This is a genomic window from Bradyrhizobium sp. WBOS07, assembly GCF_024585165.1.
GTDB classification, from domain to species: domain Bacteria; phylum Pseudomonadota; class Alphaproteobacteria; order Rhizobiales; family Xanthobacteraceae; genus Bradyrhizobium; species Bradyrhizobium japonicum_B.
The window spans coordinates 6,108,897-6,134,227 of sequence record NZ_CP029008.1 but is presented as its reverse complement, the minus strand read 5'-3'; the positions used below and the strand labels follow the sequence as shown (position 1 = coordinate 6,134,227).

Here is a 25,331-nt window from a genome sequence, read left to right as displayed (position 1 = left end):
GGCAAGAAGGATTTTGCGTGATGTTTCTCGCGCCAATGCTCACGCGTGCGCTCGCTGTCGCCATGGTTTGCAGCGCGCTGTTCAGTCCCGCCCACGCCGCCGCCCCCAAGCCCGACGCCGTCGTCAGGACCAAGAGCATCGAGGCGCGCGTTTTCCTCGACGACAGGATCAAGGCGGATGCGGCCCTGGCGGCGGATTGCCTGGCGGAAGGCAAGAAGTGGCTCGACAAGAATGCCGCGGAAGCTGCCGCCGCGCGCAAGGCCGATCCGCAGTTCTCTAGGGACGGTGGCTGGGAGTTCGAGCGCAAATATGAGATCCGCTCCGTCGTTGCGGACCGCTATGTCAGCATCCTGCGCAACGACTACATGAATACGAGGGGTGCGCATCCGAACTCGGACGTGAACACGATTTTGTGGGACAAGGCCGACACCAAGCGCATCTCGATCCGTCCGTTCTTCACCGAGACCGCCGACAACGGCGCGACCATGAAGGCGATGGCGAAGGCCATCATCGTCTCGCTCAAGGCGGAGAAGAAGAAGCGCGATGCCGGCGAGACCGCAACCGACGAATGGTTCAAGGAGCTGAAACCGAGCCTGCTGAAGATCGGCGCCGTGACGCTGGCGCCCTCGACCGAAGCGGGCAAGAGCTCCGGCCTCACCTTCCACTATCCGCCCTACGCCGTCGGTCCCTATGCCGAGGGCGAGTATGTCGCCTTCGTGCCGTGGGAGACGCTGAAGCCTTACCTGAGCGCGGAAGGCACCCGCACCTTCGGCGGCGCACGGCCGAAGGGCGACGCCGAGGAGCCGTGAACGGTCGCTAGGATCGCGGATGGATTCGCGCCAACGTCCGCGCAAGCGAATCCGTCCAATCGGGAATCCAGGACGCAAACAGGGCTTGCCAGCGATCGGCGTCCGCAGGCTCGGTCTCGAGGGCGACCGACCATTCGATCAAGGTGCGGTCGCCTTCCACGATCGGGCGCAGATGCATGCTGCCTTGATAGCGCGTCGGCGCCGGCGGCCGGTCTCCGTCATCTTGCGGATACGGCAGCGCTTCGAGACCGGCATAGGTCAGGGTGTGCTGCCGGTCCGAATGATCGACCAGGCGCTGGCGGATCCAGTTCCCGAGATAGCAGAAGCGTCTGATGGCGCCGACTTCATCGCCGCGCTTGTCGTCCTCGATCACGCTCTCGCTGACGCCGTCGATGTAGGCGGGATAGTTGTTGAAATCGCGGATCAGCGACCAGGCGTCGTCCAGCGGGCAGTCCAGCACGGCGCTGTAATAGGCTTGGGTCATCGATAGCTTGCCTTTGGCTTTGGTTACGCGCTCAGGTTGGCGAAGCATGCCGGCAAAACCCACCCGATTTCCGACCGCCCATGCAAAGGGCGTGCTGTTTTCACACAACATGTCGATCTCGTTGGTAGCGCTACCTTGCGGCGGCGCTGCAAAGCCGACTAGAATGTCGCCATTGATCAAGAGCGCCCGGCGTCACGGGCGCCGCTGGGAGGCATTCAATGTCCAAGATTTCGCGCCGTACCTTTGCGGCTTCGACCGCTGCCGTCGCGGCATCCGCCGCTTTCGGGTTCAAGCCCGCACTCGCCCAGGCCTATCCGGCCCGGCCGGTCACGGTGATCGTGCCCTGGGGCGCCGGCGGCGGCACCGATGCGACCGCGCGCATCGTCGCCGCACTGCTGGAGAAGGATCTCGGCCAGCCCTTCAACGTGGTCAACCGCACCGGCGGCTCCGGCGTGGTCGGACACAGCGCGATCGCGACCGCGCAGCCCGACGGCTACACGATCGGCATGCTCACCGTCGAAATCTCGATGATGCACTGGCAGGGCCTCACCGAGCTGACGCCGAAAAGCTACACGCCGCTGGCCCTGATGAACGAGGATCCCCCCGGCATCCAGGTCTCCTCGTCCTCGCCCTACAAGACCGTCAAGGAACTCGCGGACGCGATCAAGGCCGCGCCTCCCGGCAAGTTCAAGGCTTCGGGCACCGGCCAGGGCGGCATCTGGCATCTGGCGCTGGTCGGCTGGATGCAGGCGATGGGCCTGCCCGCCAACCAGGTCGCCTGGGTGCCGTCGAACGGCGCGGCGCCTGCGATGCAGGATCTCGCCGCCGGCGGGCTCGACCTCACCACCTGCTCGGTGCCGGAGGCGCGCGCCATCATCGAGGCCGGCAAGGCCAGGAGCCTCGCCATCATGGCGCCGGCACGCAATCCGGTCTTCAAGGACGTGCCGACGCTGAAGGAGGCGATGGGCATCGACTACGCGACCGGCGCCTGGCGCGGCATCGGCGCACCGAAGGGCCTGCCGCCTGAGATCGCAACCAAGCTCACAGCGGCGCTGAAGAAGGTCTACGACTCCGCCGAGTTCAAGGACTTCATGAGCAATCGCGGCTTCGGCACGGTGTGGGGCGATGCCGCCCACTTCGCCAGCTTCATGGACAAGGGCGACGCCCAGATGGGCGGAGCGATGAAGGCGGCCGGCCTCAGCAAGGCGTGATCTGGCTCGGCGACGCTCCACGCTGAGTGCTCCTTCACCTCTCCCCGCGTGCGGGGAGAGGTCGAATTCGAGCAAAACTCGAATTCGGGTGAGGGGACCTCTCCGCGCATCCAACTCTCTCCGTCCCCGCGGAGACTCCCCCTCACCCGCCCCTCTCCCCGCACGCGGGGAGAGGGAGAACTTCTTTCACAGGACCACACTCCATGCGTCTTCCCGACTCCGTCACGGGATCGTTTCTCATCGCCCTCGGCGCGGCGGCCGCCTATGGCGGCTGGATCCTACCGCCGGTGCCCGGACAGCCGGTCGGCCCCAACGTGTTCCCGCTGGTGATCGGCTGCGGCCTTGCACTATGCGGGCTCGCGATCGTGTTCGGCATCGGCCACTCCTTCGAGGAGGAGGAAGAGCTGATCCCGCTGGAGGACGGCCAAGCGGCAGCCCCGCCGCCGCAAGGCAGGCTCTATGGCCTGCGCGCTTTGCTGCCGCCGCTGCTGCTGCTGTTCTACGTGGTTGCAGCCGACAGGCTCGGCTTCATCATCACCGCAGCGATCATGGTCTACGTCACCTCGACGGCGCTCGGCGCCAAGTGGAAGCTGGCTCTGCCGCTCGCCGCGCTCTCGCCCTTCGCCGTCCACCTCATCTTCGGCAAGCTGCTCCGCGTGCCGCTGCCCGCCGGCCTGCTGCCGACGCCCTGGTAATCCCATGCTGAAAACCCTGCTCGACGCGTTCGCGCTGATCTCCACGTGGGAGGTCATCATCTCGATGTTCGCAGCCTCCGTGTACGGCCTCGTGATCGGCTCGCTGCCGGGCCTGTCGGCAACCATGGCGACCGCCCTGCTCGTCCCGGTCACGTTCTACCTGTCGCCGATCGCGGCGATCGCGACCATCGTCGCGGCATCGTCGATGGCGATCTTCTCGGGCGACATCCCCGGCGCGCTCTTGCGCATTCCCGGCACGCCCGCCTCCGCCGCTTATGCCGACGAAGCCTATGCCATGACGCGCAAGGGCCAAGCCGAGCTCGCGCTCGGGGCCGGCGTGTGGTTTTCCGCCGTCGGCGGCATCGCCGGCGTGCTGTCGCTGATGATCCTGGCGCCGCCACTCGCCGAGATCGCGCTGTCGTTCTCGACCTTCGAATATTTCTGGCTGGCGCTGCTCGGCCTGATGTGCGCGACTCTGGTCGCGCGCTCCTCGCCGGTGAAGGCGATCGCCGGCATGTTCATCGGCCTGCTCGTTGCCTGCATCGGAATCGAGAATCCCGGCGGTGTGCCGCGCTTCACCTTCGGCCTCACCGACCTGTTCGGGGGCATCGAGCCGATCCCGGCGCTGGTCGGCGTGTTCGCGGTGGCGCAGGTGATGCGCGCGATGCTGACGCCCGAGCCGCCGCCGCTGCCGCGCCGAAAATTCGGCAGCATCCTGGCCGGACAATGGAAGCTGACCAAGCTGTATCGCTGGCAGATGACGCGCGGAAACATCGTCGGCATCATCATCGGCGTGCTGCCCGGCGCCGGTGCCGACATGGCCGCCTGGGTCTCCTATGCGATGTCGAAACGCTTCTCCAAGGAGCCGGAAAAGTTCGGCACCGGCCATGTCGAGGGCCTGGTCGAGGCCGGCGCCAGCAACAATGCCAGCATCGCCTCGGGCTGGGTGCCCTCGCTGCTGTTCGGCATTCCCGGCGACACCATCGCTGCGATCGCGATCGGCGTGCTCTACATGAAGGGTCTCAACCCGGGCCCGACGCTGTTCACCGAGAAGGCGTCGAGCATGTACGCGATCTACCTGATGTTCATCATCGCCAACATCATGATGATCCCGCTCGGCATCGCCATGATCCGGGTCGCCGCCTACATCCTGCTGGCGCCGCGCTCGGCCATCATGCCGATCATCATGCTGTGCTGCGCGGTCGGCTCGTTCGCGATCGGCAACAACATGTTCGGCGTCGTCACCGTCGCCACCTTCGGCGTGATCGGCTATGTCATGGAGACGAACGGCTATCCCGTCGCCGCCATGGTGCTCGGCATCGTCATGGGCACCATGGTCGAGCAGGCCTTCGTGACCTCGCTGATCAAGTCCGACGGCAGCATATTGCCGTTCTTCGAACGTCCCATCGCAGCCATTCTCGCCGCCATGGCGATCGGTGCCCTGCTCTGGCCGGTGATGGTGTGGATCTGGCGCAAGGTGAAGCAGCCGCAAGCCACGGCAGCGGCGAGCCGGTGATATCGGCGAGGGCTCTCGCCCTGCCCCACCCCGGGTGGTCGAGGTCGGCGGCTGGGCCAGGCTGCAACCCTGTGCTAGTATCGGGCCATGACAGAGGTCGCAGACATTCCGCTCGAGACGATTGTCGGAAAGCTCAGAGAGCTTGCTCCCGCCTTGAGAGCCGCGGGGGTCACCCGCCTGTACCTGTTCGGATCCCGCGCCCGCGGCGACGCACGGCTCGACAGCGATCTTGATGTTCTGATCGAGACCACTTCGCGCGAGGAAACGCCGCGGTTCGACTATTTCAGGGTCCTGCACCTGATCGAAGATGAGGTCGGCCTTCGAGCGCAGATCTCGATGCGAGACTTGCTGAAGCCGCGCATAGCCGAGCGGATCGCGGATGATTTGGTTGAGGTCTTCTGAATGCCGCCGACCGCGGAAGACCGGCTGCGAGATATTCTGGAAGCCATTACCGACATCGAAAGCGTCGTGAAGGGCCTCAGCTTCGATCAGTTCGTCTCAGAAAGGACCGCCCGTCTGGCAATCGAGCGCCTTCTCGAGATCATCTGCGAGGCTTCAAGATTCATCCCGGATGAGATCAAGCGAACTGAGCCTGAAATCGACTGGCGCAGGATGATCGACTTCGGAAATCTTCTACGTCATGCCTACCATATGACGAAAGCCGAGATCGTCTGGGAAATCATTCAAGCTCACCTTCCACCGTTGAAATCCTGCGCTGAAAGACACATTCGCATGTCGGGCCGCTAGCGGCTGGACGCGAAAACAATCATGACTATTGGCAAATCCATCGACATCAAGACCCTCGCCAAGGAGCTCCGCGCCGGCAGCCGCGCGGCGCTGGCGCGTGCCATCACGCTGGTGGAGAGCCGGCGCGGCGACCATCAGGCGCTGGCGCGCGAGCTGGTGCAGATGCTGCTGCCGGACACCGGCAAGGCGTTCCGCGTCGGCATCACCGGCTCGCCGGGCGTCGGCAAATCCACCACCATCGACGCACTGGGGACGTATCTCATCGAACATGGCCATGAGGTCGCGGTGCTCGCGGTCGACCCGTCCTCGGCGCGCAGCGGCGGCTCGATCCTCGGCGACAAGACGCGGATGGCGCGGCTGTCGGCCTCCGACCATGCCTTCATCCGGCCGTCGCCGTCCTCGGGCACGCTCGGCGGCGTGGCGGCGAAGACGCGCGAAGCGATGCTGCTGTGCGAGGCGGCCGGCTTTGACGTCGTGCTGGTCGAGACCGTCGGCATCGGCCAGTCCGAGACCGCGGTCTGCGACATGACCGATTTCTTCCTCGCCCTCATGCTGCCGGGTGGCGGCGACGAGCTGCAGGGCATCAAGAAGGGCCTCGTCGAGCTCGCCGACATGATCGCGATCAACAAGGCCGACGGCGACAATCTCAAGCGCGCCAACATTACCGCTGCGGACTATCGCGGCGCGCTGCATATCCTGGCTCCGCGATCCGAGCACTGGCATCCCCCCGTCGTCACCTATTCGGCACTGGCCGGCACCGGCATCGCCGAGCTCTGGCAGAAGGTGCTCGACCACCGCAAGGCGATGAATGCCTCCGGCGATTTCGCCGCGCGGCGGCGCGAACAGCAGGTGAAATGGATGTGGTCGATGCTGGAGCAGCGCATGCTGGCGCGGCTGCGCAGCGAGGCATCGGTTCGCACCAAGGTCCGTAAGATCGAAGCCGAGGTCGCCGAGGGCCACCTCACCCCGGCACTCGCCGCCGAGCAGATCCTGGGATTGCTGCAATGAGCGAAAAACTCCGCATCCTCCTCACCGGCTTCGGGCCGTTTCCCGGCGCGCCCCATAACCCGACCCAGCCGCTGGTGGCGCGGCTGGCGCAATTGCGCCGTCCGGCACTCGATGATGTCGCGATCGCCAGCCACATCTTCCCGGTCACCTATGCCGCGGTCGACCGGCAATTGCCCGAGGTGCTCGCGAAAGTGAGGCCGGATGCGCTTCTGATGTTCGGCCTTGCTGCGCGCACGCCTTACCTGCGGATCGAGACCCGAGCGCGCAATGCCGTCACCATGCTCTGGCCCGATGCCGCCAACACCCGATCGAGCAAGCGCGGCATCGCCGGCCACGCGGACGCCATGACGTTCGGCCCGCATACCGCAAGGCTGTTGCGCGCCGCGCGCCTCACCGGCATCGATGCACGGTCCTCGCGCGATGCCGGCGCCTATCTCTGCAATTATTTGAGCTGGCGCGCGATCGAGAACGTCAGGGCGGGCGGTCCGCAGCTCGCGGCGTTCGTCCATATCCCCCTGCTCGCGCGCAGCAGCGCCGCGCGCCGCAAGGGGGCGCCGCGGATCACGCTGGAGGAACTCGTCGATGCCGGCGAGGCCATGCTGATGGAAATGGTGCAGTTGGCACGGAAGCAGCGGACCACGCCGACCTCGTAGGGTAGGAAAAGGCGCTCTTGCGCCGTGCCCACCATCTCGTTCCGTCAGCCACCAGATCGTGGGCACGCTTCGCTTTGCCCACCCTGCGGCAGCGTCTTGGCGGTAAACATTTAACCCTACCGCAAACAATCCCCGCGCCCTCGGCCGCCCTGCGCTACCTAGGCCTCGCGGACGCCCGCGTCGCCGGAGGACGCCTCATGGACCTCAATCGTCGTCACCTCATCGGAGCTTCCACCGCCGGCCTCGCCGGTGCGCTGGCCATGCCGGCCGACGCCGCGCGCGCGGCGCCGCTGACGTCCCTGCTCGGCCGCGACGCCACGCAATACGGCGTGCGCCCCGGCAGCAGCGAGGATCAGACCCGCGTGCTCCAACGTGCGATCGATGAAGCCGCGCGGGCGCAGATGCCGCTGGCATTGCCGCCCGGCGTTTACCGCAGCGGGCTGCTGCGGCTGCCGCACGGCGCACAATTGATCGGCGTGCGCGGAGCAACGAAGATTCTCTTCACCGGCGGGACCTCGGCGATCCAGAGCGAGGGTTCGAACTCCGTCGGTCTTTCCGGCATCACCGTCGACGGCGGCGGCATTGCGCTGCCGGCCCGGCGCGGCCTGGTCCACCTGCTCGGCGGACGCGACGTCCGCATCGCCGATTGCGAGATCACGAATCCGGGCGGCAGCGGCATCTGGCTCGAGCAGGTGTCCGGCGAGATCTCCGGCAATATCTTCACCGACATCGCCGTGACGGCTTTGGTGTCGTTCGATGCCAAAGGCCTCAACGTCTCCCGCAACACGATTCTCGGCACCAATGACAACGGGATCGAGATCCTGCGCACGTCGATCGGCGACGACGGCACGCTGGTCGCCGACAACCGCATCGAGAACATCAAGGCGGGCCCCGGCGGCTCCGGGCAGTACGGCAACGCCATCAACGCTTTCCGTGCCGGCAACGTGATCGTGCGCGGCAACCGCATCAGGAACTGCGACTATTCCGCGGTGCGCGGCAATTCGGCCTCCAATATCCACATCACCGGCAACAGCGTCAGCGACGTGCGCGAGGTCGCGCTCTATTCGGAGTTCGCGTTCGAAGCCGCGGTGATCGCCAACAACACGGTCGATGGCGCCGCCGTCGGCGTCTCCGTGTGCAATTTCAACGAGGGCGGCCGCATCGCCGTGGTCCAGGGCAACATCATCCGCAACCTGATCCCGAAGCGGCCGATCGGCACCGCACCGGACGACGATGCCGGCGTCGGCATCTACATCGAGGCGGATACGTCGGTGACCGGCAACGTGATCGAGAACGCACCATCCTACGGCATCGTCGCCGGCTGGGGCAAATATCTGCGCGACGTCGCGATCACGGGCAACGTGATCCGCAGGGCACTGGCGGGTGTGGGCGTCTCCGTCGTGCCGGGCGCCGGCATTGCGCTCGTCAACAACAACATGATCTCGGAGACCCCGCGCGGCGCCGTCGTCGGCCTCGATCACGCCCGTGCCGTGACCTCGGATCTGTTGGCAGAGGGCGCGCAACGATTTGCGCAGGTGGTGCTCGGCGGCAATGCGGTCCGAAGGTAGGCGCGGCTGGCGGCCGGGCCGTTCATCCTTCGAGGCTCGCCACGGGACGCCTCGCGTCCCATGGCTCGCGCCTCAGGATGACGGGGCGAGAGCCGCGGTTGCTTCCCCTCTCCCACCTTGGGAGGGTTAGAACGCATTCCTGAGCAGCGGGTACTTGGCTTCCAGGCCGTCGAGGCTAAAGGTGAATTCGACGACGCGCTCGGGGGCTGCGACGACTTCCTCGGCCGGCGGGACGAATTGCGACAGGAGCGCCGCCATCGCGGCAGGCACAGCCTTCGGCAGCTTCGCGGCAGGCACCGCGAGCGGCGGCTTCACTTCCGGCGCGGTGACCTGAGCCATTGCGGCTGGCGCGGCGAGCGGCGATCTCACGGCGGGTGCGGTGAGCGGCGCCCTCGCAGCCGGAGCCTTAAGCGATGGCATCTCGGCAGGCGCGGTAAATGACGCCGGGGCCGCGGGCGCGGCGAGCAGTGCTTCGGTGACCTCGGCAAGGACGTCCGGCGTCGGATCAAGCTTGACCGGCACGACGGTCTCGGGGGCGATATGGACGGACTTCGGCTGCACGGTCTGCGCCTGCTGCTCGCGCGGAAATACGCGGGGCATGGTCGCCGGCGACCAGCCGAATGCCGGGGTCACGCTCGCCGCGGCCTCGGCGACGTCTCCACCGGTTGCGAGCGCGCGCCAGGTCTGGACCGCGAGCTTGGCTTCCTGGATGTTTTCGAGGAATGCGATCTCGGAGTGATACCGGCGCCAGCGGCCGGTCTCGAACATTTCGGAGAGATGCTGCAGCCGCTGCTCGGCGAGAGCGCACCAGCGCGCCGCGACGTCGCGGCCCGCAGCCACGACACGAGCAGACGCGCAGTCGGATTCTTGGCGATGTGTCATGAACCAGCCCGTCGGGAGAGAACACGGACGCGGGGACGCAACGCACACGAATCAATTTCAACGCGACATGAATATTTTGTGGAAAAGATTTGACTTGTCCAGCAACGACGCCGCCCACGTCGTCAAATACCGTAGTCGTGCGGAGATTTACTGCGTTTTCGAGTCAAGCTTCGCCCAAGCATAGCGGACCTGCCGCTTGCTTGCCCGGGCGGGACGTGGATGCCGGCCTGGCCGTTCAACCGAAAGCTGAGCGTCCGCGGCGTTTCCAAAGAGTGCGACGCCCGAAGCATCGATGCTCCGGATTCTGGTCTTGAGGCATCTTCGTCACGCGAACCGGAATCCGCTGCGTTCAAAAAGTATCCTGAAAAGAAAAGACCCGTCCGGGGGGACAACCGGACGGGTCGAGCCATATGGGCGCTTGGGGTGGATGGGCGCTCGCGCCTGATATGACCTATGGGGAGGGATGACCGCTCCCACATAATTTGGTCGTGGCAGGGAGCTGAACGTTCAACGCGACGTTTGCTTTTTTGGTCTTCGGCGCGCGTGCATCTTTGTCGCAGCCGCTATCTTGCTGTCGGCCTATCCGCCTGAGAATCCGTGGATTTCTCTTCCGCACTCGACAACGAAGGTTGTTCGATCGCGCGGCTATTGGGCTCATCGCGACGCTTGCCGGCATCTTCACGTTTTGTTGTACCGGACGCAGCCGCGACCGGCGTTGCGCTGTCGGCGGGAACGGCCATCACCGCGGCAAACGCATCGGTCTGGCCGTCGCCGAACAGTTCGTCACGCCCGGGCGAGCCAAGGTCGCGCGCGGTCTTGGCCAGCGTCATGCGCAGCGCCTCCGGCTTCAAGGCGTAATTGCGCTCGAGCAGCAACGCCGCGACGCCGGAGACATAGGCCGCCGAGAACGAGGTCCCCGACGTCATCTGGTATTTGCCGTCCGGCGCCGGCAGGAAGATGTCGACCCCGGGCGCCGCGAGGGCGATGTAATTGCCACGGTTGGAGGCGGTGAACAGCCTGTCCTGCTGGTCGGTGGCGCTGACCGCGATGACGTTGGGATTGGCGGCCGGATAGAGCGGCGGCGACTTCGCGCCAGCGTTGCCGGCGGCCGCGATCAGCACGAGGCCGCGCGCGGCGGTGGCCGCGATGGCGCGCTCGATCACCGCGTCCTTGGGACCGGCAAAGCTCATATTGACGATCTGCGCGCCGTGCTCGGCGGCGTAATTCAGCGAGCGCAGGATGATGTAGGACGAGCTTTCGGTGCCGCCGTTGGCGCCGCCAAAGGCACGGATCGCGATGATGCGCGCTTCGGGCGCGCTGCCCATCAGCCGGGAATGCGCCACGATCGCGCCGGCGATGCCAGTGCCGTGGACGTGCGGCCCCTCGGTGCTGCCGAGCGCATCGAAATTGTCGGCGACGGAATTGGCGAGCTCGGGATGCCGGGCGTCGATGCCGGAATCGATCACGGCGATGGTGACGTTGGCGCCCTGCGCCAGCTTATGCGCCTGCGGCAGGCGGAGCTTGGCCAGGGCATATTGGGCGGGATCGCCGTCGCTCGGGGTCCTCGATTTCTGGTCCTGGAGCGCATAACGGAAGTTCGGCTGGACCGAGCGCACGCTGCCGTCGGCCGCGAATTCGCGCCGCACCGTCTCGTACGGACGGCCGTCGGTGATGCGGAACAGACCGATGGTGGCCCCGATCAGCGGGAAATTCTCCGACGAGATGCGCGTCAAGCCGTGCCGGCGGGCAAGCGCGTCGGCATCGCCGGGCGACAGCGTGCCGTCGATCTCCGCCACGAATTCGTTGGCGAAGCTGCGCAGGTTGGCGGCGGGGGCCGGCGTAGCGTCGCCTCGGCCCTTGCCGGCGCTCTTCTTGCCGGATTTGGCTGAGCCACCCCCGCCCGCGCTCGGCTGGGCCAGGCATTCGCCATCGGCATCGCGATAGGGCGCGGTGCAGGCCTGATACAGGTTCGGCGAGTAGCGCGTATGGGGCAGCACCGTCGTCGGCGGCCGGATCCGCGACGTCGTGGTGTGGGGAATGGTCGCGATCGTCCGCGGGCCGGGGCCGACGTTGACGGCCCGCGCGGCGATATTGGGGCTGACCCGAGGGGTGATGTTCGGCGAGACAGTCGGCGTTCGCGAGGGCACGCTGATGGTGGGGGTGCGCATGATCGCCTGCGCCTGCGCCACCTCGACGCCGAGACAGCCGGCAATCAGAATCGCCGCGCCGACCGCTTGCCGTTTAAGCATGATCTCTACGGAAAACCGCTGCGCACTTTTCCGGATCATGCTTCAGGGCGCCGCGACGGCGAGGTTGACGAACTTCTCGCGCTGCATCTTGCCGAGCAGTGAAGCCAGCTCGTCCTGGCTCATGGCCTTGTCGAACTGGAGGCGGAACATGCCGCCCCTGGCGCCGTCGATGATCGAGGCGTGGTAGCTGTCGAGCAGCGCGGTGATGTCGGCAATGCGCGCCTCGGGCGTGAAGCGCACCAGGGCGCGTGCCGGCGCGGCGGCGCTGCCAAGCTCGCGCGTGATCGGCGCGCTGGTCGAGAGCGAAGCGGTCTGGAAGGTCGCGGGCTGGTTCTTCATCAGCACGGCGCCGATCACGCCGGCTTGCAGCACGAGCGCGACGGCGCCAAGGCCCGCCGACCACGCCAGCGTGCGCGGCGACAGGCTCGCGAAGAAGGTCGAGATGCGCGCCGACAGCGGCAGCGAGCCGGTCGCCCGCGCCGGCTCGGCGTCGATCGCGGCGAACAGCTTCTGCATCGCGCGTGCCGAGGGAGCCCCCAAGCTCTCGTTCAGATGAATGGTCTCTTCGTATTCGCCGCGGATCGCGGCGTATTGCCTGGCCAGCTCGGGATCGCGCGCCAGCGCTTCCTCGACCCGGCGCGCATCGCGCGCATTCAGCGTGCCGGCAGCGTGCCACGGCAGCAGCAGTTCAATTTCACCGGGCTCTTGCTCCAGCATCTTCTTGCTCAAAGCCATCATGGCCAGCCTCGCTCAACGCCGGCTGCCTTCAGCAGTTCGGCCAGTTTCTTGCGCGCATAGAACAAGCGCGTCTTCACAGTGTTCTCCGGTATCCCGACGATTTCGGCCACCTCTTCCACGGACTTCTCGTGGTAGTAGACGAGATCGACGATTTCCCGGTGTTCCGGCGAGAGGCCCGTCAGACACCCCCGCAACGCTGCACTGGTATCCTTCTTCTGCACCACCGTTTCCGGATCGTCGGACGTGTCCTCGATCGCGTTCGCGGCGTCTTCGTCCAGCTCGAAATCCTTCCTGCGCCGGAGCGCAGACAGGGCCTTGAATCGGGTGATCGCCAGAAGCCAGGTCGAAACGGCGGATCGGCCCTCGAACTTGCCGGCCTGACGCCAGACGTCGAGAAACACCTCGCTGATGAGGTCTTCCGCCGCCTGCTCGTCCCGCACGAGCCTGAGCCCGAACCTGTAGACCCTGACATGGTGCCGCCCGTACAGCACCTGCATGGCGAGCCGGTCACCCTGGGCGATCCTGGCGATCAGGACCTCGTCCGAAGCCGCCTGTGTCACGCTCAAAGGCCGTCTCGCAAGGTTGGTCGGGTCGGCGCAGCAGACGGTTCGACTGGGGGTGCAAAATTGTTCAATTTACCGCACTCGTACGGGCGCCGGTGTGATCCACCCCACATACGCGCTTTTTTGCTGTCCCGCCCGCAGCCGTCGGCCGCCACAATCCAGATCGGTAACATAATACTGAGATACTTCCTTACGGAAATGCCTGTCCGGCACAGGCGGCCCGGCCCCGTCCGGTTCCATAGCAGCGCCGCACGACATCTGTCTCGCCAAGACCAACTTAGGCTCGATGGCACCGCAAACCGATGCCTGACCGCCGGCAAAATTTCTTTCGCCGGCCCATCACCTTGTTCCGTGCTGCACGGTTCGGATTCGGTTTCAAAGGATACCAAACCTAAAGGCTTGCCACGTAGATTTTTACGCTGACATCCACCTTTGGCGGGATCATGGGCACGGCCGCGACGTCATTTCCCGAGAGAAATGCTGCTGAGGTCGCGGATATCGTCCTCGCCCCCGAGGCTGCGGCCCCCGAAGTCCGGGCGCGGCGGGCCCGGCAGCGCCGCCAGATGTATATCGGCCAAGTCGCGAGCTATTCGCTGGGCGCCTCCGTCCTGCTGCTCTACGCCTATGGCGGCACGGTCGACATGGCCGTTCCGTCGCTGTTCTGGCTCGGCGGCCTCCTGATCATCGGGACCTTCACCGTGCTGTCGGAAGCCGGCTTCGGCGACCGGTTTGAGGATCACTACCTCACCGTGTTCCAGATCTCGGCGCATATGGCGCTGCAGCTGCTGTTCCTGCTCGCCGTGCCGACGATCGGGGTCGCGTTCGTCGCCGTGCTGTTTCTGATCTTCGCGTTCGGCACGCTGCGCATGACCTCGCGCCAGGCGATGGTCACCTGGGGCCTTGCCACCTGCGGGCTTGGCTTCGTCTTCCTGGGCACGGACCTGCCGATCGGACTGCCGGTTGCGACCCGCCTGGAGCGAACCGCCTCGATGCTGTGCTTCGTGCTGGTGATCGGCCAGTGCGCCTTCCTCGGCTTGTTCGGCGCAACCCTGCGCAAGATCCTGTACCGGCGCAGCATCGAGCTGAAGGCCGCCTATCGCCGCATCGAGGAACTGGCCGAGCTCGACGAACTCACCGGCTCCTACAACCGCCGCTGCATCATGCGCCTTCTCGACGCCGAGATCGAAAAGTCGCGACAGACCTCGGCTCCCTGCGCGATCGCGCTGATCGATCTCGACTGGTTCAAGCGTATCAACGACGCCCACGGCCATCCCGTCGGCGACGAGGTGCTGCGCACCTTCGCGATCACCATTTTCGCCAATATCCGCCCATCCGACAGCTTTGGCCGCTACGGCGGCGAGGAATTTTTGCTGCTGCTGCCGGACACGTCGGGCGATGCCGCGCGGCGCATGCTCGATCGCCTGCGCAGCATCGTCGCCGATCTCGACTGGGGTGCATTCTCCCCGGGCATGCGCGTGACCCTTTCTGCGGGCGTCGTGACGCTGCGCGACCTTGATACTGCCGACACGTTTCTCGCCCGCGCCGACCGCGCGCTCTATTCCGCCAAGGCGCAAGGGCGCAACCGCATTGCAACCAGCTGACCAATCCATTTGATTCCGGCGCGACAGAAGCCGCCGGACCGAACGCTCCAGGACAGGGCAATGAGATCCAAATCCATCAAATCATCCGAGAACCTGCTCGAGGAATTGCAGACTGCGCTCTCGCACGGCACCGTGGCGCGCCGCGTCGAGACGCTGCGCCGCGTCACCGATCTCTTCGTGGGCAACGCGGTCGACTATTCCGACGACCACATCCGCCTGTTCGACGACGTGTTCCAGTGCCTGGTCGAACAGATCGAGACGTCGGCCAAGGCGCTGCTTGCCGACCGCCTCGCACCGATCGCGGCCGCGCCGCCGCAAATCATCCGCACGCTCGCGCTCGACGAGGTCATCGAGGTCTCCGGGCCCGTGTTGTCGAAATCGGAACGGCTGGACGAGACGACCTTGATCGAGATCGCGCGCACGCGAGGCCAGGCGCATCTCAAGGCGATCTCGCTCCGGCGCGTGCTGTCGGAGGCGCTGACCGACGTGCTAGTGACGCGCGGCGACGCCGACGTGGTGCAGTCGACCGTCAATAATCCGGGCGCGCGGCTCTCCGAGGGAAGCTTCACCGACCTCGTCACCCGCGCCGAACGCGACGACGACCTCGCGACCTGCATCGGCCTGCGGCCCGACCTGCCGCGCCATTACTATCTGAAGCTGGTCGGCAAGGCGTCCTTGAGCGTGCGCAGGAAGCTCGAGGCGGCGCATCCGGAGTTCACGGACGAGGTGTCGAGCGTGGTCCAGGAAGTCGCCCAGAGGATGCGCGCCGCCGCCATGAACAAGCAGACCGAGATGGCGCGCGCGCTGGTGAAATCGCTGCACGAGGACGGCCGCCTCGACGAATTCCAGCTCACCACTTTCGCCGAGCAGGGCAAGTTCGACGAGACCAATGCGGGGCTCGCCGCGCTCGCGGGCGTCGCGGTCGAGACCGCCGAGACCATGATGATCGAAAGCCGCACCGAGGGCGTGATGATCCTCGCCAAGGTCGCGGGCATGTCCTGGCCGAGCGTGCGCGCCATCATCGCCATGCGCGAGAAGCTCTCGGGCGGCCCGCAGACCGACGTGCTGACGCTGCGCGACACCTACCAGGCGCTGCGCTCGTCGACCGCGCAGCAGGTGTTGCGCTTCCACCGCATGCAGCAGAGCACGATTCCGGCGGCGTGAAGCTGGCTCGTTAATATCTTAGGACTTTGGATCCCACCGCCGCGCCGATCGCCGTCACCAGCGCGGTCGCGAGCGTGTACCAGGTCGCGACGAACAGCGGGGAATCGTCGGTGCAATGCGAGGCGTAGAGCGTCGCGGCAAGGCCGGCCGAGACCAGGCCGGCGAGCGCGCCTGCAAGCGCCGGATGCGAGGGCGCACCATGCCGCAGGCCGAACAGCGCACCTGCGAGCAGCGGCAGCGACATCGCGGGGATGGCGACCAGGCACACCCTGGAGTTCTTGCCCATCAGCCGCATCGTCATCGGCATCGCCGGCGCCATCATCGCCTCGCTGCCGATCGCGACCGCCAGCAACCCGACAGGGAGCAGCAGCAGCCAGCCCCAGCCGCGCATCAAGGCTTCGGGACGCGACAGGTGCAGGCTGACGATGATCGCGGGGATCGCGAGCGACAATGTGACCGCGAACTTCATGTCGAAGAACGGATTGCGGATGGCCGTCATCACGTCCGACCGCATGCCGAGGAAGGTCGCAAAAATCAGGATCGACAGAGGCGCAGCCACCAGCAGCGCCATGGTCAACACGGTCCCGACGCGCGGCACGCGGTGGGCGTTGTCGGCTGCGAGCGAGCGGATCAGTTGGTCGGTATCCATGACTAGTGGTCCCGCAATTTGGCAGTCAGTGCCGCAAGTCCGCGATGCAGGGCGACCCGCACCGCGCCTTCGCTCATCGAATACTTCGACGCCGTGTCCTTGATCGAGGCGCTCTCGACCGCGATCGACTGCAGCACGTCGCGCTGGCGCTGCGGCAGCGTGCCCAGTTGCGCCGCGACTTCGCCAGCCGAGGCCGTCTCCTGCGGCGCCTCGCCCGGCAGCGTCTCGGCGAAATCGTCGATGTTGACGAAGACGCGCCTTCCGCGCCGCCTGAGCGCATCGATCAGCTTGTTGCGGGCGATCGCGAACAGCCAGGGCGCGAAGGGGGCTTCGCTGTCCCAGGTGTGCCGCTTCAGGTGCACCGCCAACAAAATCTCCTGCACGATATCCTCGGCCTGATCGGGAGGCTGCCCGGCCCGCGCCAGGCCACGCCTCGCCGCAGCGCGCAGCACCGGCGTGACCGCCTTCAACAGGCGATGATACGCCGCATCATCGCCTGCCATGGCCGACCGCATCAGGCCGGTCCATTCGTCCTCACGTCCGCGCACGCGCGCCCCTCACCATGCAATTCGGCCGCTCGATCAATTTGTTACGCGAGGCGGCAAAGATCACGAATTCGTGATCATTGAAAGGGCCTCGCGACCGATACGGCCGTCAATCTCCGCGACGGCTCATAACACCGATCGCCCCGGCCCGCATCCGGCGGCCGGCAGCACGGAGCCGGTTTGCCCCGTTTTTGCCCGGTGGTGCCCGAAGATTCCCATTTTCCGCCCCGCTGTCGTCACGCCCCAGGGTCTCTGTTCGCTTCCGGGACGGGCGGAATTGGGGAGATCATCACATGATGAAAGCCAGCGGGCGCGCGGCCCTGATTGTTGTGGCCGGGCTTTTGTTGCTGTTCGGTGGCTCTGCACGGGCGGAGCCAAGCTCAGCCGCGAGCAAATCGGACAGCGCGGGCAAGCAGGCCGACGCGGCCAAGCCGGGCAAGCATCGGCGCCACCAGGAGTCTCGCCGCACCAACAGCGGCAAGACGGCACAGAAACCGGACGACAAGGCTGATCCTCAGGCAAAGGCCGACGAGGCCAAGTCTGACAGCCGGCCTGAGAGCAAGCCTGACAGCAAGGCATCTGAGAGCAAGGCGGCCGACAACAACCTGCCGGCCTCGAGCCAGATGCCGCCGGCAGTTGCCAACGCCAACGCGCAGCTCGCCGCCACCGACACGCCGACCTCGGCTGCGGCCTCCGCGATGACGGACCGGGCCAACGACAATGTCCAGGCCGCGGCCGACAATACCAGCGCCCCGAACGCCGAGAGCCAGGTCGTCGCACCCGATCAGCTCAACGACATCGACCGGGCCGCGCAACAGGACGATCCGCCGGCACAGAAGGCGGTCATTGCCGCAACCGAGGCCCAGCCCCGGCCGGCGCCGGTGATGGCAAGCAGCCAGCAGAGCTCGGCCTGGGACCAGAGCTCCCTGATCGGTAAGATCTTCATCGGCGTCGGCACGCTGCTGACACTTGCGTCCGCCGCGCGCATGTTCATGGCCTGATCGCGGTTCCGCCGGGACGCGCGGCCCCGCGCGTCCTGGCATCTGCGGCCCTCTTGAAGCCATCCGCGCCAGCGGGCACATTGCCCGCTCAATCAAACGCGTGGGTGGAGCATGAGCACGTTCGAACACATCATCGTCGAGAGCAAAGGCGCGGTCGGCATCATCAAGCTGAACCGGCCAAAAATGCTCAACGCGCTCTCCTTCGGCGTCTTCCGCGAGATCGCCGCCGCGGTCGACGATCTCGAGGCGGACGATGCCATCGGCTGCATCGTCGTGACCGGCAGCGAGAAGGCCTTTGCAGCCGGCGCCGACATCAAGGAGATGCAGCCGAAGGCCTTCATCGACATGTTCTCGGAGGATTTTGCCGCGATCGGCGGCGACCGCGTCGCCCGTTGCCGCAAGCCGACGATTGCGGCGGTTGCCGGGTACGCGCTCGGCGGCGGCTGCGAGCTCGCCATGATGTGCGACATCATCATCGCCGCCGACACCGCAAAGTTCGGCCAGCCCGAGATCACGCTCGGCACCATTCCCGGCATCGGCGGGACCCAGCGCCTGACGCGCGCGATCGGCAAGTCCAAGGCCATGGACCTGTGCCTCACCGGCCGCATGATGGATGCGGCGGAAGCCGAGCGAAGCGGCCTCGTCAGCCGCATCGTGCCCGCCGACAAGCTGATGGACGAGGTGATGGCCGCGGCCGAGAAGATCGCCGCGATGTCGCGCCCTGCCGCCGCGATGGCCAAGGAAGCGGTGAACCGCGCCTTCGAGACCACGCTTGCCGAAGGCATGAGCGTCGAGCGCAACCTGTTCCACGCGACCTTCGCGCTGGAGGACCGCTCCGAGGGCATGGCGGCGTTCATCGAGAAGCGCAAGCCGGTGAACAAGAACCGGTAACGGCGCCGAACGGTCAGGCTGTTGAAAGGCTCGCCACGTTACACGGGATCCCTGTGACGCAGCTGCAACAAGCACGGATTTCATGGGGGTTTTCCCCGCGGCAGTTTGCCTGCGGGACCTCGGCTGGTTAAACAGCTAAGAGGCCACCGTCGGCGGGGGCGGACAGCCGGGATTAAGCGGGATTACATGATTGGGCGTGCCGCCAGAGCTGGTCGCGTGATGATGCGGCGCCGACCGGGCGCAGGTGCCGTGCTTGCCACATGGGCCGCGCTGGCGCTCTGTGGCGCCCTGCCCTCCGCCGCCTGGGCCGAAGCCCTGCCGGACGCGCTCGCCAGGGCCTACCAGACCAATCCGCAGCTCAATGCCGAACGGGCGCGACAACGCGCCACCGACGAGAATGTGCCGCAGGCCCTCGCCGGTTACCGACCGCAGATCGTGGCGAGCCTCAGCGCCGGCCTGCAATCAGTGCGCAATCTATTGCCCGACAACACCATCCAGACCGGCAACCTGAAGCCATGGATTATCGGCGTCACCGTGACGCAGACCCTGTTCAACGGCTTCCGGACCGCCAACAACGTGCGGGCCGCCGAGCTCCAGGTGCAGTCGGGCCGCGAGGCGCTGCGCAATGTCGGCCAGGGCGTGCTGCTCGACGCCGTCACCGCCTACACCAACGTGCTCGCCAACCAGTCGCTGGTCGAGGCGCAGCGTTCCAACGTGGCCTTCCTGCGCGAGACGCTCGCGGTCACCCAGCGCCGCCTCAACGCCGGCGATGTCACGCCGACCGACAGCGCGCAGGCCGAGGCGCGCCTCAATCGCGGCCTTGCCGATCTCAACGCCGCCGAGGTCGCACTTGCCGTCAGCCAGGCGACTTATGCGCAGGTCATCGGCAATTCACCGTCGCAGCTTCGGGCCGCCGAGGCCGTCGACCGCTATCTGCCGAAGAGCCGCGAAGACGCCATGACGATGGCGATCCGCCAGCATCCGGCGGTGATGGCCGCAAGCTTCGACGTCGACGTTGCCTCCACCAACATCCGCATCGCCGAAGGCGTATTGCTGCCGAGCGCCACCATCCAGGGCAGCGCCAGCAAGAGCCGCAACAACGATCCGACGCTCGGCACCTTCGCCGAGGACCAGGCTTCGATCATCGCCAACGTCACGGCCCCGATCTATGACGGCGGCCAAGCCGCCGCGCAGACCCGGCAGGCCAAGGAGATCACGGCGCAGAGCCGGCTCGTGCTCGACCAGATTCGCAACCAGGCGCGCACGGCCGCGGTCAGCGCTTGGGTTGCCAACGAAGGCGCCAAGGTCGCGGTCTCGGCCTCGGAGTCCGAGGTGAAAGCTGCGACCGTCGCGCTGCAGGGCGTGCAGCGCGAGGCCGCCGGCGGACAGCGCACCACGGTGGACGTGCTGAACTCGCAGGCCGACCTGATCCAGGCCAAGGCCCGTTTGATCGGCGCGCAGCGCGACCGCGTCATCGCCTCCTACACGCTGCTCAGCGCCATCGGCCATCTCGACGTCAAGACGCTGAACCTGAACACGCCGGACTACCTGCCCGAGGTGCACTACCACCAGGTCCGCGACGCCTGGCACGGCCTGCGCACGCCGTCGGGACAATAGGCTCAACTCATCCGGGCGGAGCCGATGCAAAGCCGCCGCATCCATCTGATGGGAGCTTCGGGCTCCGGGGTGACGACGCTCGGCCGCGCCCTTGCGGGCCGGCTTGCGCTGCCGCATCACGACACCGACGACTATTTCTGGCTGCCGACCGCGCCGCCCTACCGGACCACGCGTCCGGCATCCGAGCGGCTGCGATTGATGCACGAGATGTTTCTGCCGCGCCTGGATTGGGTGCTGAGCGGATCCATCACCGGCTGGGGCGAGGAGCTTGTTCCATTGTTCGATCTCGTGGTCTTCGTGACGACGCCGCGCGAGATCCGGTTGCAGCGCTTGCGCGCCCGCGAGGCGGCCCATTTCGGCGCCGACGCCATCGCGCCGGGTGGCTGGCGCCACGACGAGACCGAGTCCTTTATCGAGTGGGCCTCCCATTACGAGGCCGGAGATCGCGAGGGCCGCAATCTCGCCAACCACGAAGCCTGGCTCGCAGGCCTGCCCTGCCCGGTCGTGCGCATCGACGGCGCGCGCCCGCCTGCGGACCTCATCGAGCAGCTATGCAGCGAAGCGCAGCGGCGGCTGCCAGGCTGATGTGATACTGTCCCTTACAACTATCAAGAAAATAGAACAGGGAGAGAACCCGTGCTCAACCGACGCAGCGTCCTGCTTGCCTCCCTTGCCGCCGGAGCAGCCATGACCAGCAGAGCCCACGCACGTGCGGCGCAGCCCGCGACGCCGGTCAATTTCGACGTTCCCGCGCATGCCTGCGACTGCCACACCCACATCCATGGCGATGTCGAAAAATTCCCGTTCTTCGCAGGTCGCGTCTATACGCCGGAGCCGGCAAGCCCTGAAGAAATGGCCGCGCTGCACAAGGCGCTGCATATCGAGCGCGTGGTGATCGTCACCCCGAGCGTCTACGGCACCGACAATTCCTCCTCCCTGTTTGGCATGAAGGCACGCGGCGCGACCGCGCGCGGGGTCGCCGTGATCGACGACAAGACCACCGAGGCACAGCTGGATGCGATGCATCAAGACGGCTTCCGTGGCATCCGCCTCAATCTGGCGACGGGCGGGGTCAACGATTCCAATGTCGGCCGGCCGCGCTTCACCGCCGCCGTCGAGCGCATGAAGGCACGCGGCTGGCACGTGCAGCTCTACACCACGCTGGCGATGATCTCGGCGATCAAGGACCTCGTCGCGGCGGCGCCGGTGCCGGTCGTGTTCGACCATTTCGGCGGGCTCGAGGCTTCGCTCGGCCTGGAGCAGCCCGGATTTTCCGACCTGATCGCGCTGGTCAAGTCCGGCAAGGCCTATGTGAAAATCTCCGGCGCCTATCGTTCCTCGAAGCTCGCACCCGACTACCAGGACATGGTGCCCTATGCCCAGGCGCTGATCGCGGCCAATGCGGACCGCATCGTCTGGGGCACCGACTGGCCGCATCCGGATTCCAGCCGGGTCGACGGGCGCAAGGCAACCGACATCGCGCCGCTCTACCAGATCGATGACGGCCGCCTGCTCAACCAGCTTCCGGTGTGGGCGCCGGATGCGGAGGTACGCAAGAAGATCCTGGTCGACAACCCGGCGCGGCTCTACGGGTTCTGACGCTTAGCGCCCGCGTCGCGAGAAGAACGAGATCAGGACCGGCAAGGTCACGAGGATCACGACCGGCGCCAGCATCATGCCGGTGACGACGACGACCGCGAGCGGCTTCTGCACCTGCGAGCCGATCCCCTCCGACAGCGCCGCCGGCAGCAGGCCGACGCCGGCGACGATGCAGGTCATCAGCACCGGCCGGAGCTGCAACTCTCCCGTGCGCACCACCGCGGTCATGCGGTCCATGCCTTCTTCGATCAGCTGGTTGAACTGCGACAGGATGATGATGCCGTCCATCACGGCGATGCCGAACAACGCGATGAAGCCGATCGCCGCGGAGACGCTGAAGGCCGTGCCTGAAATCAACAGGCCGAGCACGCCGCCGAAAATCGCCATCGGGATCACGCTCATCGCGAGCAGCGTGTCGGTCATCGAGCCGAAATTGAACCAGAGCAGCACGCCGATCAGCGCCAGCGAGATCGGCACCACGATCGACAGCCGCCGGATCGCGTCCTGGAGATTGCCGAACTCGCCGACCCATTCCATGTGCGAGCCGGGCGGCAGCTGCACCTGCTCCGCGATCTTCTGCTGGGCCTCGCTGATCGCGCTGCCGAGGTCGCGCTCGCGCACCGAGAATTTGATCGGCAGATAGCGTTCCTGCTGCTCGCGATAGATGTAGGCCGCGCCCGAGACGAGGCTGATGTCGGCGACCTCGCTGAGGGGAATCTGGGTGACGCTGCCGTTCGGCCCGGGCGAGCCGATCCGCAAATTCTGGATCGCCTCCGCGCTCCTGCGATATTCCGGCGCGAGGCGGACAATGATCGGGAAGTGACGATCGCTGCCGGGCTCGTAGAGGTCTCCCGCGGTGTCGCCGCCGATCGCGACCTTGATCGTGGCATTGATGTCGCCCGGCGCAAGGCCGTAGCGCGCGGCCTTGGCGCGGTTGATGTCGATCTGGATGGTCGGTTGCCCGAGCGAGGTGAATACCGCAAGGTCGGTGACGCCCTGCACGGTGGCCAGCACTTGCTTGATCTTGTTCGCGGTGTCAGTGAGCGCCTGGAGGTCGCTGCCGAACAGCTTGATCGAGTTCTCGCCCTTCACGCCGGAGACGGCTTCGGAGACGTTGTCCTGGAGATATTGCGAGAAGTTGAACTCGACGCCGGGGAAGCGGTCGTCGAGCTGCTTGAGCAATTGCGCGGTCAGCTCTTCCTTGTCGCGCGTGCCGGGCCACTGGCTCACAGGCTTGAGCGGCGCGAAGAACTCGGCGTTAAAGAAGCCAGCGGCGTCGGTGCCGTCGTCGGGACGGCCGTGCTGCGATACGACGGATTCGACCTCGGGCCGGGCGCGGATCACCTTGCGCATCTCGTTGACGTAGGAATTGCCTTCCTGAAGCGAGATGGTCGGCGGCAGGGTGGCACGAATCCAGAGATTGCCCTCCTCCAGTTTCGGCAGGAATTCGAGGCCGAGCAGCCTGCTGAGCGCCACCGTCATCAGCACCAGGCCGGCCGCGCCGCCGAGCACGATGTTGCGATTGGCGACCGCCGATTGCAGCAGCGGCGAGTACAAGCGGTGCAGGATCAGCATGACCCTGGTCTCGGTTTCCTCGACATGCGCGGGCAGGATGATCGCGGACAAGGCCGGCGTGACGGTGAACGTCGCAAGCAGCCCGCCGGCCAGCGCATAGGCATAGGTGCGCGCCATCGGCCCGAAAATGTTGCCCTCGACGCCAGACAGCGTGAACAGCGGCAGGAACGCCGCGATGATGATCGCCGCGGCGAAGAAGATCGAGCGCGAGACGTCGGCGGCCGCGCTGAGGATGGCGTGGCTCTTCATGCCGAACGTCGTCTCGGGCGACATAAGCCCGGCTTCCGAGATCGGCGTCGTGTGCGTCAGGCGGCGAAAGATCGCCTCGACCATGATCACGGTGGCATCGACGATCAGGCCGAAATCGATCGCGCCGACCGACAGCAAATTGGCCGATTCCCCCCGAAGCACCAGGATGATGACGGCGAAGAACAGCGCGAACGGAATTGTGGCCCCGACGATCAGCGCGCTGCGGAGATCACCGAGGAAGATCCACTGCAGCAGCACGATCAGGACAATGCCGACCACCATGTTGTGCAGCACCGTGTGGGTGGTGAGCTCGATCAGGTCGCCGCGGTCGTAGATGCGTTCGATGCGCACGCCGGGCGGCAGGATGCTGGAACTGTTGATTTGCTGGACGAGCTGATGGACACGCTTGATGGTCGGTGAGCTCTGCTCGCCGCGCCGCATCAACACGATGCCCTGCACGATGTCGTCGGCGTCGTCGAGGCCGGCAATGCCGAGGCGCGGCTTCTGGCCGACGGTGACGGTGGCGACGTCCTTGACCAGCACCGGATTGCCGCCGGTCTGCGCCACCATGGTATTGGCGAGATCGTCGATCGAGCGGATCAGGCCGACGCCGCGCACGACGGCTGATTGCTGGCCGATATTGACGGTGTTGCCGCCGACATTGACGTTGGAATTGCCGACCGCCTGCAGCAATTGCGGCAGCGTCAACCCATTGGCGACCAGCTTGTTGAAGTCGACCTGGAGCTCGTAGGTCTTGCTCTTGCCGCCCCAGCCGGTGACGTCGATGACTCCCGGCACGGCGCGGAAGCGGCGCTGCAGGATCCAGTCCTGAATGGTCTTGAGGTCGAGCACGCTGTAGTTCGGCGGTCCCACGAGACGGTAGCGGAAGATCTCGCCGATCGGGCTCAGCGGCGAGATCTGCGGCTGCACGTTGCCGGGAAGCGGCGCAAGCTGCGCCAGGCGGTTCAACACCTGCTGCAACGCCTCGTCATAGGTGTAGGCGAAAGAGAACTGAATCTTGACGTCGGAGAGACCGTAGAGCGAGATGGTGCGGATGGTCGTGATGTTCTTCAGGCCGGCGACCTGGGTCTCGATCGGGATCGTGATGTAGCGCTCGATCTCCTCCGCCGACAGTCCCGGGCTCTGCGTCACGATATCGACCATCGGCGGGGTCGGATCGGGATAGGCCTCGATGTTGAGCTGGTTGAACGCGATCAAGCCGCCAATCAGCACGGCGACGAACATGCCGACCATCAGGAAGCGCCGGTTGACGGCAAGAGCGACGAGACGATCCATTCAGGTCTTCAATTTCTTGGG

Annotated in this window: 24 protein-coding genes; 16 read left to right on the top strand and 8 right to left on the bottom strand. The window is 66.1% G+C overall.

Annotated elements, in window-relative coordinates; translation table 11 throughout:
* The first annotated feature begins 35 nt into the window (after positions 1 to 35).
* Positions 36 to 809, top strand: coding sequence for a DUF3298 domain-containing protein (locus DCM79_RS29085; RefSeq protein ID WP_373568129.1), 774 nt, complete (start codon positions 36 to 38; stop codon positions 807 to 809).
* Positions 810 to 816: 7 nt separating this feature from the next.
* Here DCM79_RS29085 and DCM79_RS29080 read toward each other — a convergent pair whose 3' ends face one another.
* Entirely contained in the window at positions 817 to 1,473 is a 657-nt protein-coding gene (locus DCM79_RS29080; protein ID WP_257177500.1) for an SRPBCC family protein, read from the bottom strand.
* A gap of 38 nt (positions 1,474 to 1,511) precedes the next feature.
* Here DCM79_RS29080 and DCM79_RS29075 point away from each other — a divergent pair, with 38 nt between their 5' ends.
* From DCM79_RS29075 to DCM79_RS29040, 8 genes are all read left to right on the top strand, one after another.
* Complete coding sequence (locus DCM79_RS29075; RefSeq protein ID WP_257177499.1) at positions 1,512 to 2,504, top strand: tripartite tricarboxylate transporter substrate binding protein; 993 nt, start codon at positions 1,512 to 1,514, stop codon at positions 2,502 to 2,504.
* A gap of 203 nt (positions 2,505 to 2,707) precedes the next feature.
* Positions 2,708 to 3,199, top strand: coding sequence for a tripartite tricarboxylate transporter TctB family protein (locus DCM79_RS29070; protein WP_257177498.1), 492 nt, complete (start codon positions 2,708 to 2,710; stop codon positions 3,197 to 3,199).
* Between the two features lie 4 nt (positions 3,200 to 3,203).
* A complete protein-coding gene (locus tag DCM79_RS29065) occupies positions 3,204 to 4,715 on the top strand; it encodes a tripartite tricarboxylate transporter permease (RefSeq protein WP_257177497.1) in 1,512 nt (503 codons plus the stop codon).
* An 87-nt stretch (positions 4,716 to 4,802) separates the two neighbouring features.
* Positions 4,803 to 5,117: a nucleotidyltransferase family protein gene (locus DCM79_RS29060; protein ID WP_257177496.1), complete on the top strand. Its 315-nt coding sequence runs from the start codon at positions 4,803 to 4,805 to the stop codon at positions 5,115 to 5,117.
* On the top strand, positions 5,118 to 5,462 hold the full coding sequence (locus tag DCM79_RS29055) for a DUF86 domain-containing protein (protein ID WP_257177495.1): 345 nt from the start codon (positions 5,118 to 5,120) through the stop codon (positions 5,460 to 5,462).
* Positions 5,463 to 5,483: 21 nt separating this feature from the next.
* Positions 5,484 to 6,470, top strand: a complete 987-nt coding sequence (gene meaB, locus DCM79_RS29050; protein WP_257177494.1) for a methylmalonyl Co-A mutase-associated GTPase MeaB — start codon at positions 5,484 to 5,486, stop codon at positions 6,468 to 6,470.
* Positions 6,467 to 7,123, top strand: coding sequence for a pyroglutamyl-peptidase I (locus DCM79_RS29045; RefSeq protein WP_257177493.1), 657 nt, complete (start codon positions 6,467 to 6,469; stop codon positions 7,121 to 7,123). The genes meaB and DCM79_RS29045 overlap by 4 nt, the downstream gene beginning before the upstream one ends.
* 197 nt (positions 7,124 to 7,320) lie before the next feature.
* Positions 7,321 to 8,691: a TIGR03808 family TAT-translocated repetitive protein gene (locus DCM79_RS29040; protein WP_257177492.1), complete on the top strand. Its 1,371-nt coding sequence runs from the start codon at positions 7,321 to 7,323 to the stop codon at positions 8,689 to 8,691.
* Between the two features lie 126 nt (positions 8,692 to 8,817).
* Here DCM79_RS29040 and DCM79_RS29035 read toward each other — a convergent pair whose 3' ends face one another.
* The 4 genes from DCM79_RS29035 to DCM79_RS29020 form a co-directional block, all read right to left on the bottom strand.
* Positions 8,818 to 9,531 carry a TIGR03809 family protein gene (locus DCM79_RS29035; protein ID WP_257180873.1) on the bottom strand — a complete coding sequence of 238 codons (714 nt, stop codon included), beginning with the start codon at positions 9,529 to 9,531 and terminating at the stop codon, positions 8,818 to 8,820.
* Between the two features lie 605 nt (positions 9,532 to 10,136).
* Complete coding sequence (locus DCM79_RS29030; protein ID WP_257177491.1) at positions 10,137 to 11,822, bottom strand: S8 family serine peptidase; 1,686 nt, start codon at positions 11,820 to 11,822, stop codon at positions 10,137 to 10,139.
* Positions 11,823 to 11,864: 42 nt separating this feature from the next.
* Positions 11,865 to 12,560: a hypothetical protein gene (locus DCM79_RS29025; protein WP_257177490.1), complete on the bottom strand. Its 696-nt coding sequence runs from the start codon at positions 12,558 to 12,560 to the stop codon at positions 11,865 to 11,867.
* Positions 12,557 to 13,126 carry a sigma-70 family RNA polymerase sigma factor gene (locus DCM79_RS29020; protein WP_028135360.1) on the bottom strand — a complete coding sequence of 190 codons (570 nt, stop codon included), beginning with the start codon at positions 13,124 to 13,126 and terminating at the stop codon, positions 12,557 to 12,559. Before DCM79_RS29020 ends, DCM79_RS29025 begins: the two co-directional genes overlap by 4 nt.
* Positions 13,127 to 13,566: 440 nt before the next feature.
* On the opposite strand from DCM79_RS29020, the gene DCM79_RS29015 reads away from it, so the two are divergent.
* The gene (locus DCM79_RS29015; RefSeq protein WP_257177489.1) at positions 13,567 to 14,724 is read left to right on the top strand and encodes a GGDEF domain-containing protein; all 1,158 of its coding nucleotides are present in this window, start codon (positions 13,567 to 13,569) and stop codon (positions 14,722 to 14,724) included.
* 60 nt (positions 14,725 to 14,784) lie between these two features.
* Positions 14,785 to 15,888 carry a DUF2336 domain-containing protein gene (locus DCM79_RS29010; protein ID WP_257177488.1) on the top strand — a complete coding sequence of 368 codons (1,104 nt, stop codon included), beginning with the start codon at positions 14,785 to 14,787 and terminating at the stop codon, positions 15,886 to 15,888.
* Between the two features lie 10 nt (positions 15,889 to 15,898).
* On the opposite strand, the gene DCM79_RS29005 is transcribed toward DCM79_RS29010, so the two are convergent.
* Positions 15,899 to 16,537: a DUF1109 domain-containing protein gene (locus DCM79_RS29005; protein WP_257177487.1), complete on the bottom strand. Its 639-nt coding sequence runs from the start codon at positions 16,535 to 16,537 to the stop codon at positions 15,899 to 15,901.
* Positions 16,538 to 16,539: 2 nt separating this feature from the next.
* Positions 16,540 to 17,085 (bottom strand): sigma-70 family RNA polymerase sigma factor, encoded by a 546-nt coding sequence (locus tag DCM79_RS29000; protein ID WP_257177486.1) that lies wholly within the window; start codon positions 17,083 to 17,085, stop codon positions 16,540 to 16,542.
* A gap of 290 nt (positions 17,086 to 17,375) precedes the next feature.
* On the opposite strand from DCM79_RS29000, the gene DCM79_RS28995 reads away from it, so the two are divergent.
* From DCM79_RS28995 to DCM79_RS28975, 5 genes are all read left to right on the top strand, one after another.
* The gene (locus DCM79_RS28995; RefSeq protein WP_257177485.1) at positions 17,376 to 18,083 is read left to right on the top strand and encodes a hypothetical protein; all 708 of its coding nucleotides are present in this window, start codon (positions 17,376 to 17,378) and stop codon (positions 18,081 to 18,083) included.
* A 111-nt stretch (positions 18,084 to 18,194) separates the two neighbouring features.
* Complete coding sequence (locus DCM79_RS28990) at positions 18,195 to 18,974, top strand: enoyl-CoA hydratase (protein WP_028135354.1); 780 nt, start codon at positions 18,195 to 18,197, stop codon at positions 18,972 to 18,974.
* A gap of 186 nt (positions 18,975 to 19,160) precedes the next feature.
* The gene (locus DCM79_RS28985; RefSeq protein ID WP_257177484.1) at positions 19,161 to 20,591 is read left to right on the top strand and encodes a TolC family outer membrane protein; all 1,431 of its coding nucleotides are present in this window, start codon (positions 19,161 to 19,163) and stop codon (positions 20,589 to 20,591) included.
* A gap of 24 nt (positions 20,592 to 20,615) precedes the next feature.
* On the top strand, positions 20,616 to 21,176 hold the full coding sequence (locus tag DCM79_RS28980) for a hypothetical protein (RefSeq protein ID WP_257177483.1): 561 nt from the start codon (positions 20,616 to 20,618) through the stop codon (positions 21,174 to 21,176).
* 51 nt (positions 21,177 to 21,227) lie between these two features.
* Entirely contained in the window at positions 21,228 to 22,190 is a 963-nt protein-coding gene (locus DCM79_RS28975; RefSeq protein ID WP_257177482.1) for an amidohydrolase family protein, read from the top strand.
* 3 nt (positions 22,191 to 22,193) lie between these two features.
* On the opposite strand, the gene DCM79_RS28970 is transcribed toward DCM79_RS28975, so the two are convergent.
* On the bottom strand, positions 22,194 to 25,310 hold the full coding sequence (locus DCM79_RS28970; protein ID WP_257177481.1) for an efflux RND transporter permease subunit: 3,117 nt from the start codon (positions 25,308 to 25,310) through the stop codon (positions 22,194 to 22,196).
* Positions 25,311 to 25,331 lie beyond the last annotated feature (21 nt).

Excerpts from the sequence above, each read along its gene's own strand:
- DCM79_RS29085 (WP_373568129.1), top strand. The coding sequence starts at position 36 with ATGCTCACGCGTGCGCTCGCTGTCGCCATGGTTTGCAGCGCGCTGTTC.
- DCM79_RS29075 (WP_257177499.1), top strand. The coding sequence starts at position 1,512 with ATGTCCAAGATTTCGCGCCGTACCTTTGCGGCTTCGACCGCTGCCGTC.
- DCM79_RS29070 (WP_257177498.1), top strand. The coding sequence starts at position 2,708 with ATGCGTCTTCCCGACTCCGTCACGGGATCGTTTCTCATCGCCCTCGGC.
- DCM79_RS29065 (WP_257177497.1), top strand. The coding sequence starts at position 3,204 with ATGCTGAAAACCCTGCTCGACGCGTTCGCGCTGATCTCCACGTGGGAG.
- DCM79_RS29060 (WP_257177496.1), top strand. The coding sequence starts at position 4,803 with ATGACAGAGGTCGCAGACATTCCGCTCGAGACGATTGTCGGAAAGCTC.
- DCM79_RS29055 (WP_257177495.1), top strand. The coding sequence starts at position 5,118 with ATGCCGCCGACCGCGGAAGACCGGCTGCGAGATATTCTGGAAGCCATT.
- meaB (WP_257177494.1), top strand. The coding sequence starts at position 5,484 with ATGACTATTGGCAAATCCATCGACATCAAGACCCTCGCCAAGGAGCTC.
- DCM79_RS29045 (WP_257177493.1), top strand. The coding sequence starts at position 6,467 with ATGAGCGAAAAACTCCGCATCCTCCTCACCGGCTTCGGGCCGTTTCCC.
- DCM79_RS29040 (WP_257177492.1), top strand. The coding sequence starts at position 7,321 with ATGGACCTCAATCGTCGTCACCTCATCGGAGCTTCCACCGCCGGCCTC.
- DCM79_RS29030 (WP_257177491.1), bottom strand. The coding sequence starts at position 11,822 with ATGCTTAAACGGCAAGCGGTCGGCGCGGCGATTCTGATTGCCGGCTGT.
- DCM79_RS29025 (WP_257177490.1), bottom strand. The coding sequence starts at position 12,560 with ATGATGGCTTTGAGCAAGAAGATGCTGGAGCAAGAGCCCGGTGAAATT.
- DCM79_RS29015 (WP_257177489.1), top strand. The coding sequence starts at position 13,567 with ATGGGCACGGCCGCGACGTCATTTCCCGAGAGAAATGCTGCTGAGGTC.
- DCM79_RS29010 (WP_257177488.1), top strand. The coding sequence starts at position 14,785 with ATGAGATCCAAATCCATCAAATCATCCGAGAACCTGCTCGAGGAATTG.
- DCM79_RS29005 (WP_257177487.1), bottom strand. The coding sequence starts at position 16,537 with ATGGATACCGACCAACTGATCCGCTCGCTCGCAGCCGACAACGCCCAC.
- DCM79_RS28995 (WP_257177485.1), top strand. The coding sequence starts at position 17,376 with ATGATGAAAGCCAGCGGGCGCGCGGCCCTGATTGTTGTGGCCGGGCTT.
- DCM79_RS28990 (WP_028135354.1), top strand. The coding sequence starts at position 18,195 with ATGAGCACGTTCGAACACATCATCGTCGAGAGCAAAGGCGCGGTCGGC.
- DCM79_RS28985 (WP_257177484.1), top strand. The coding sequence starts at position 19,161 with ATGATTGGGCGTGCCGCCAGAGCTGGTCGCGTGATGATGCGGCGCCGA.
- DCM79_RS28980 (WP_257177483.1), top strand. The coding sequence starts at position 20,616 with ATGCAAAGCCGCCGCATCCATCTGATGGGAGCTTCGGGCTCCGGGGTG.
- DCM79_RS28970 (WP_257177481.1), bottom strand. The coding sequence starts at position 25,310 with ATGGATCGTCTCGTCGCTCTTGCCGTCAACCGGCGCTTCCTGATGGTC.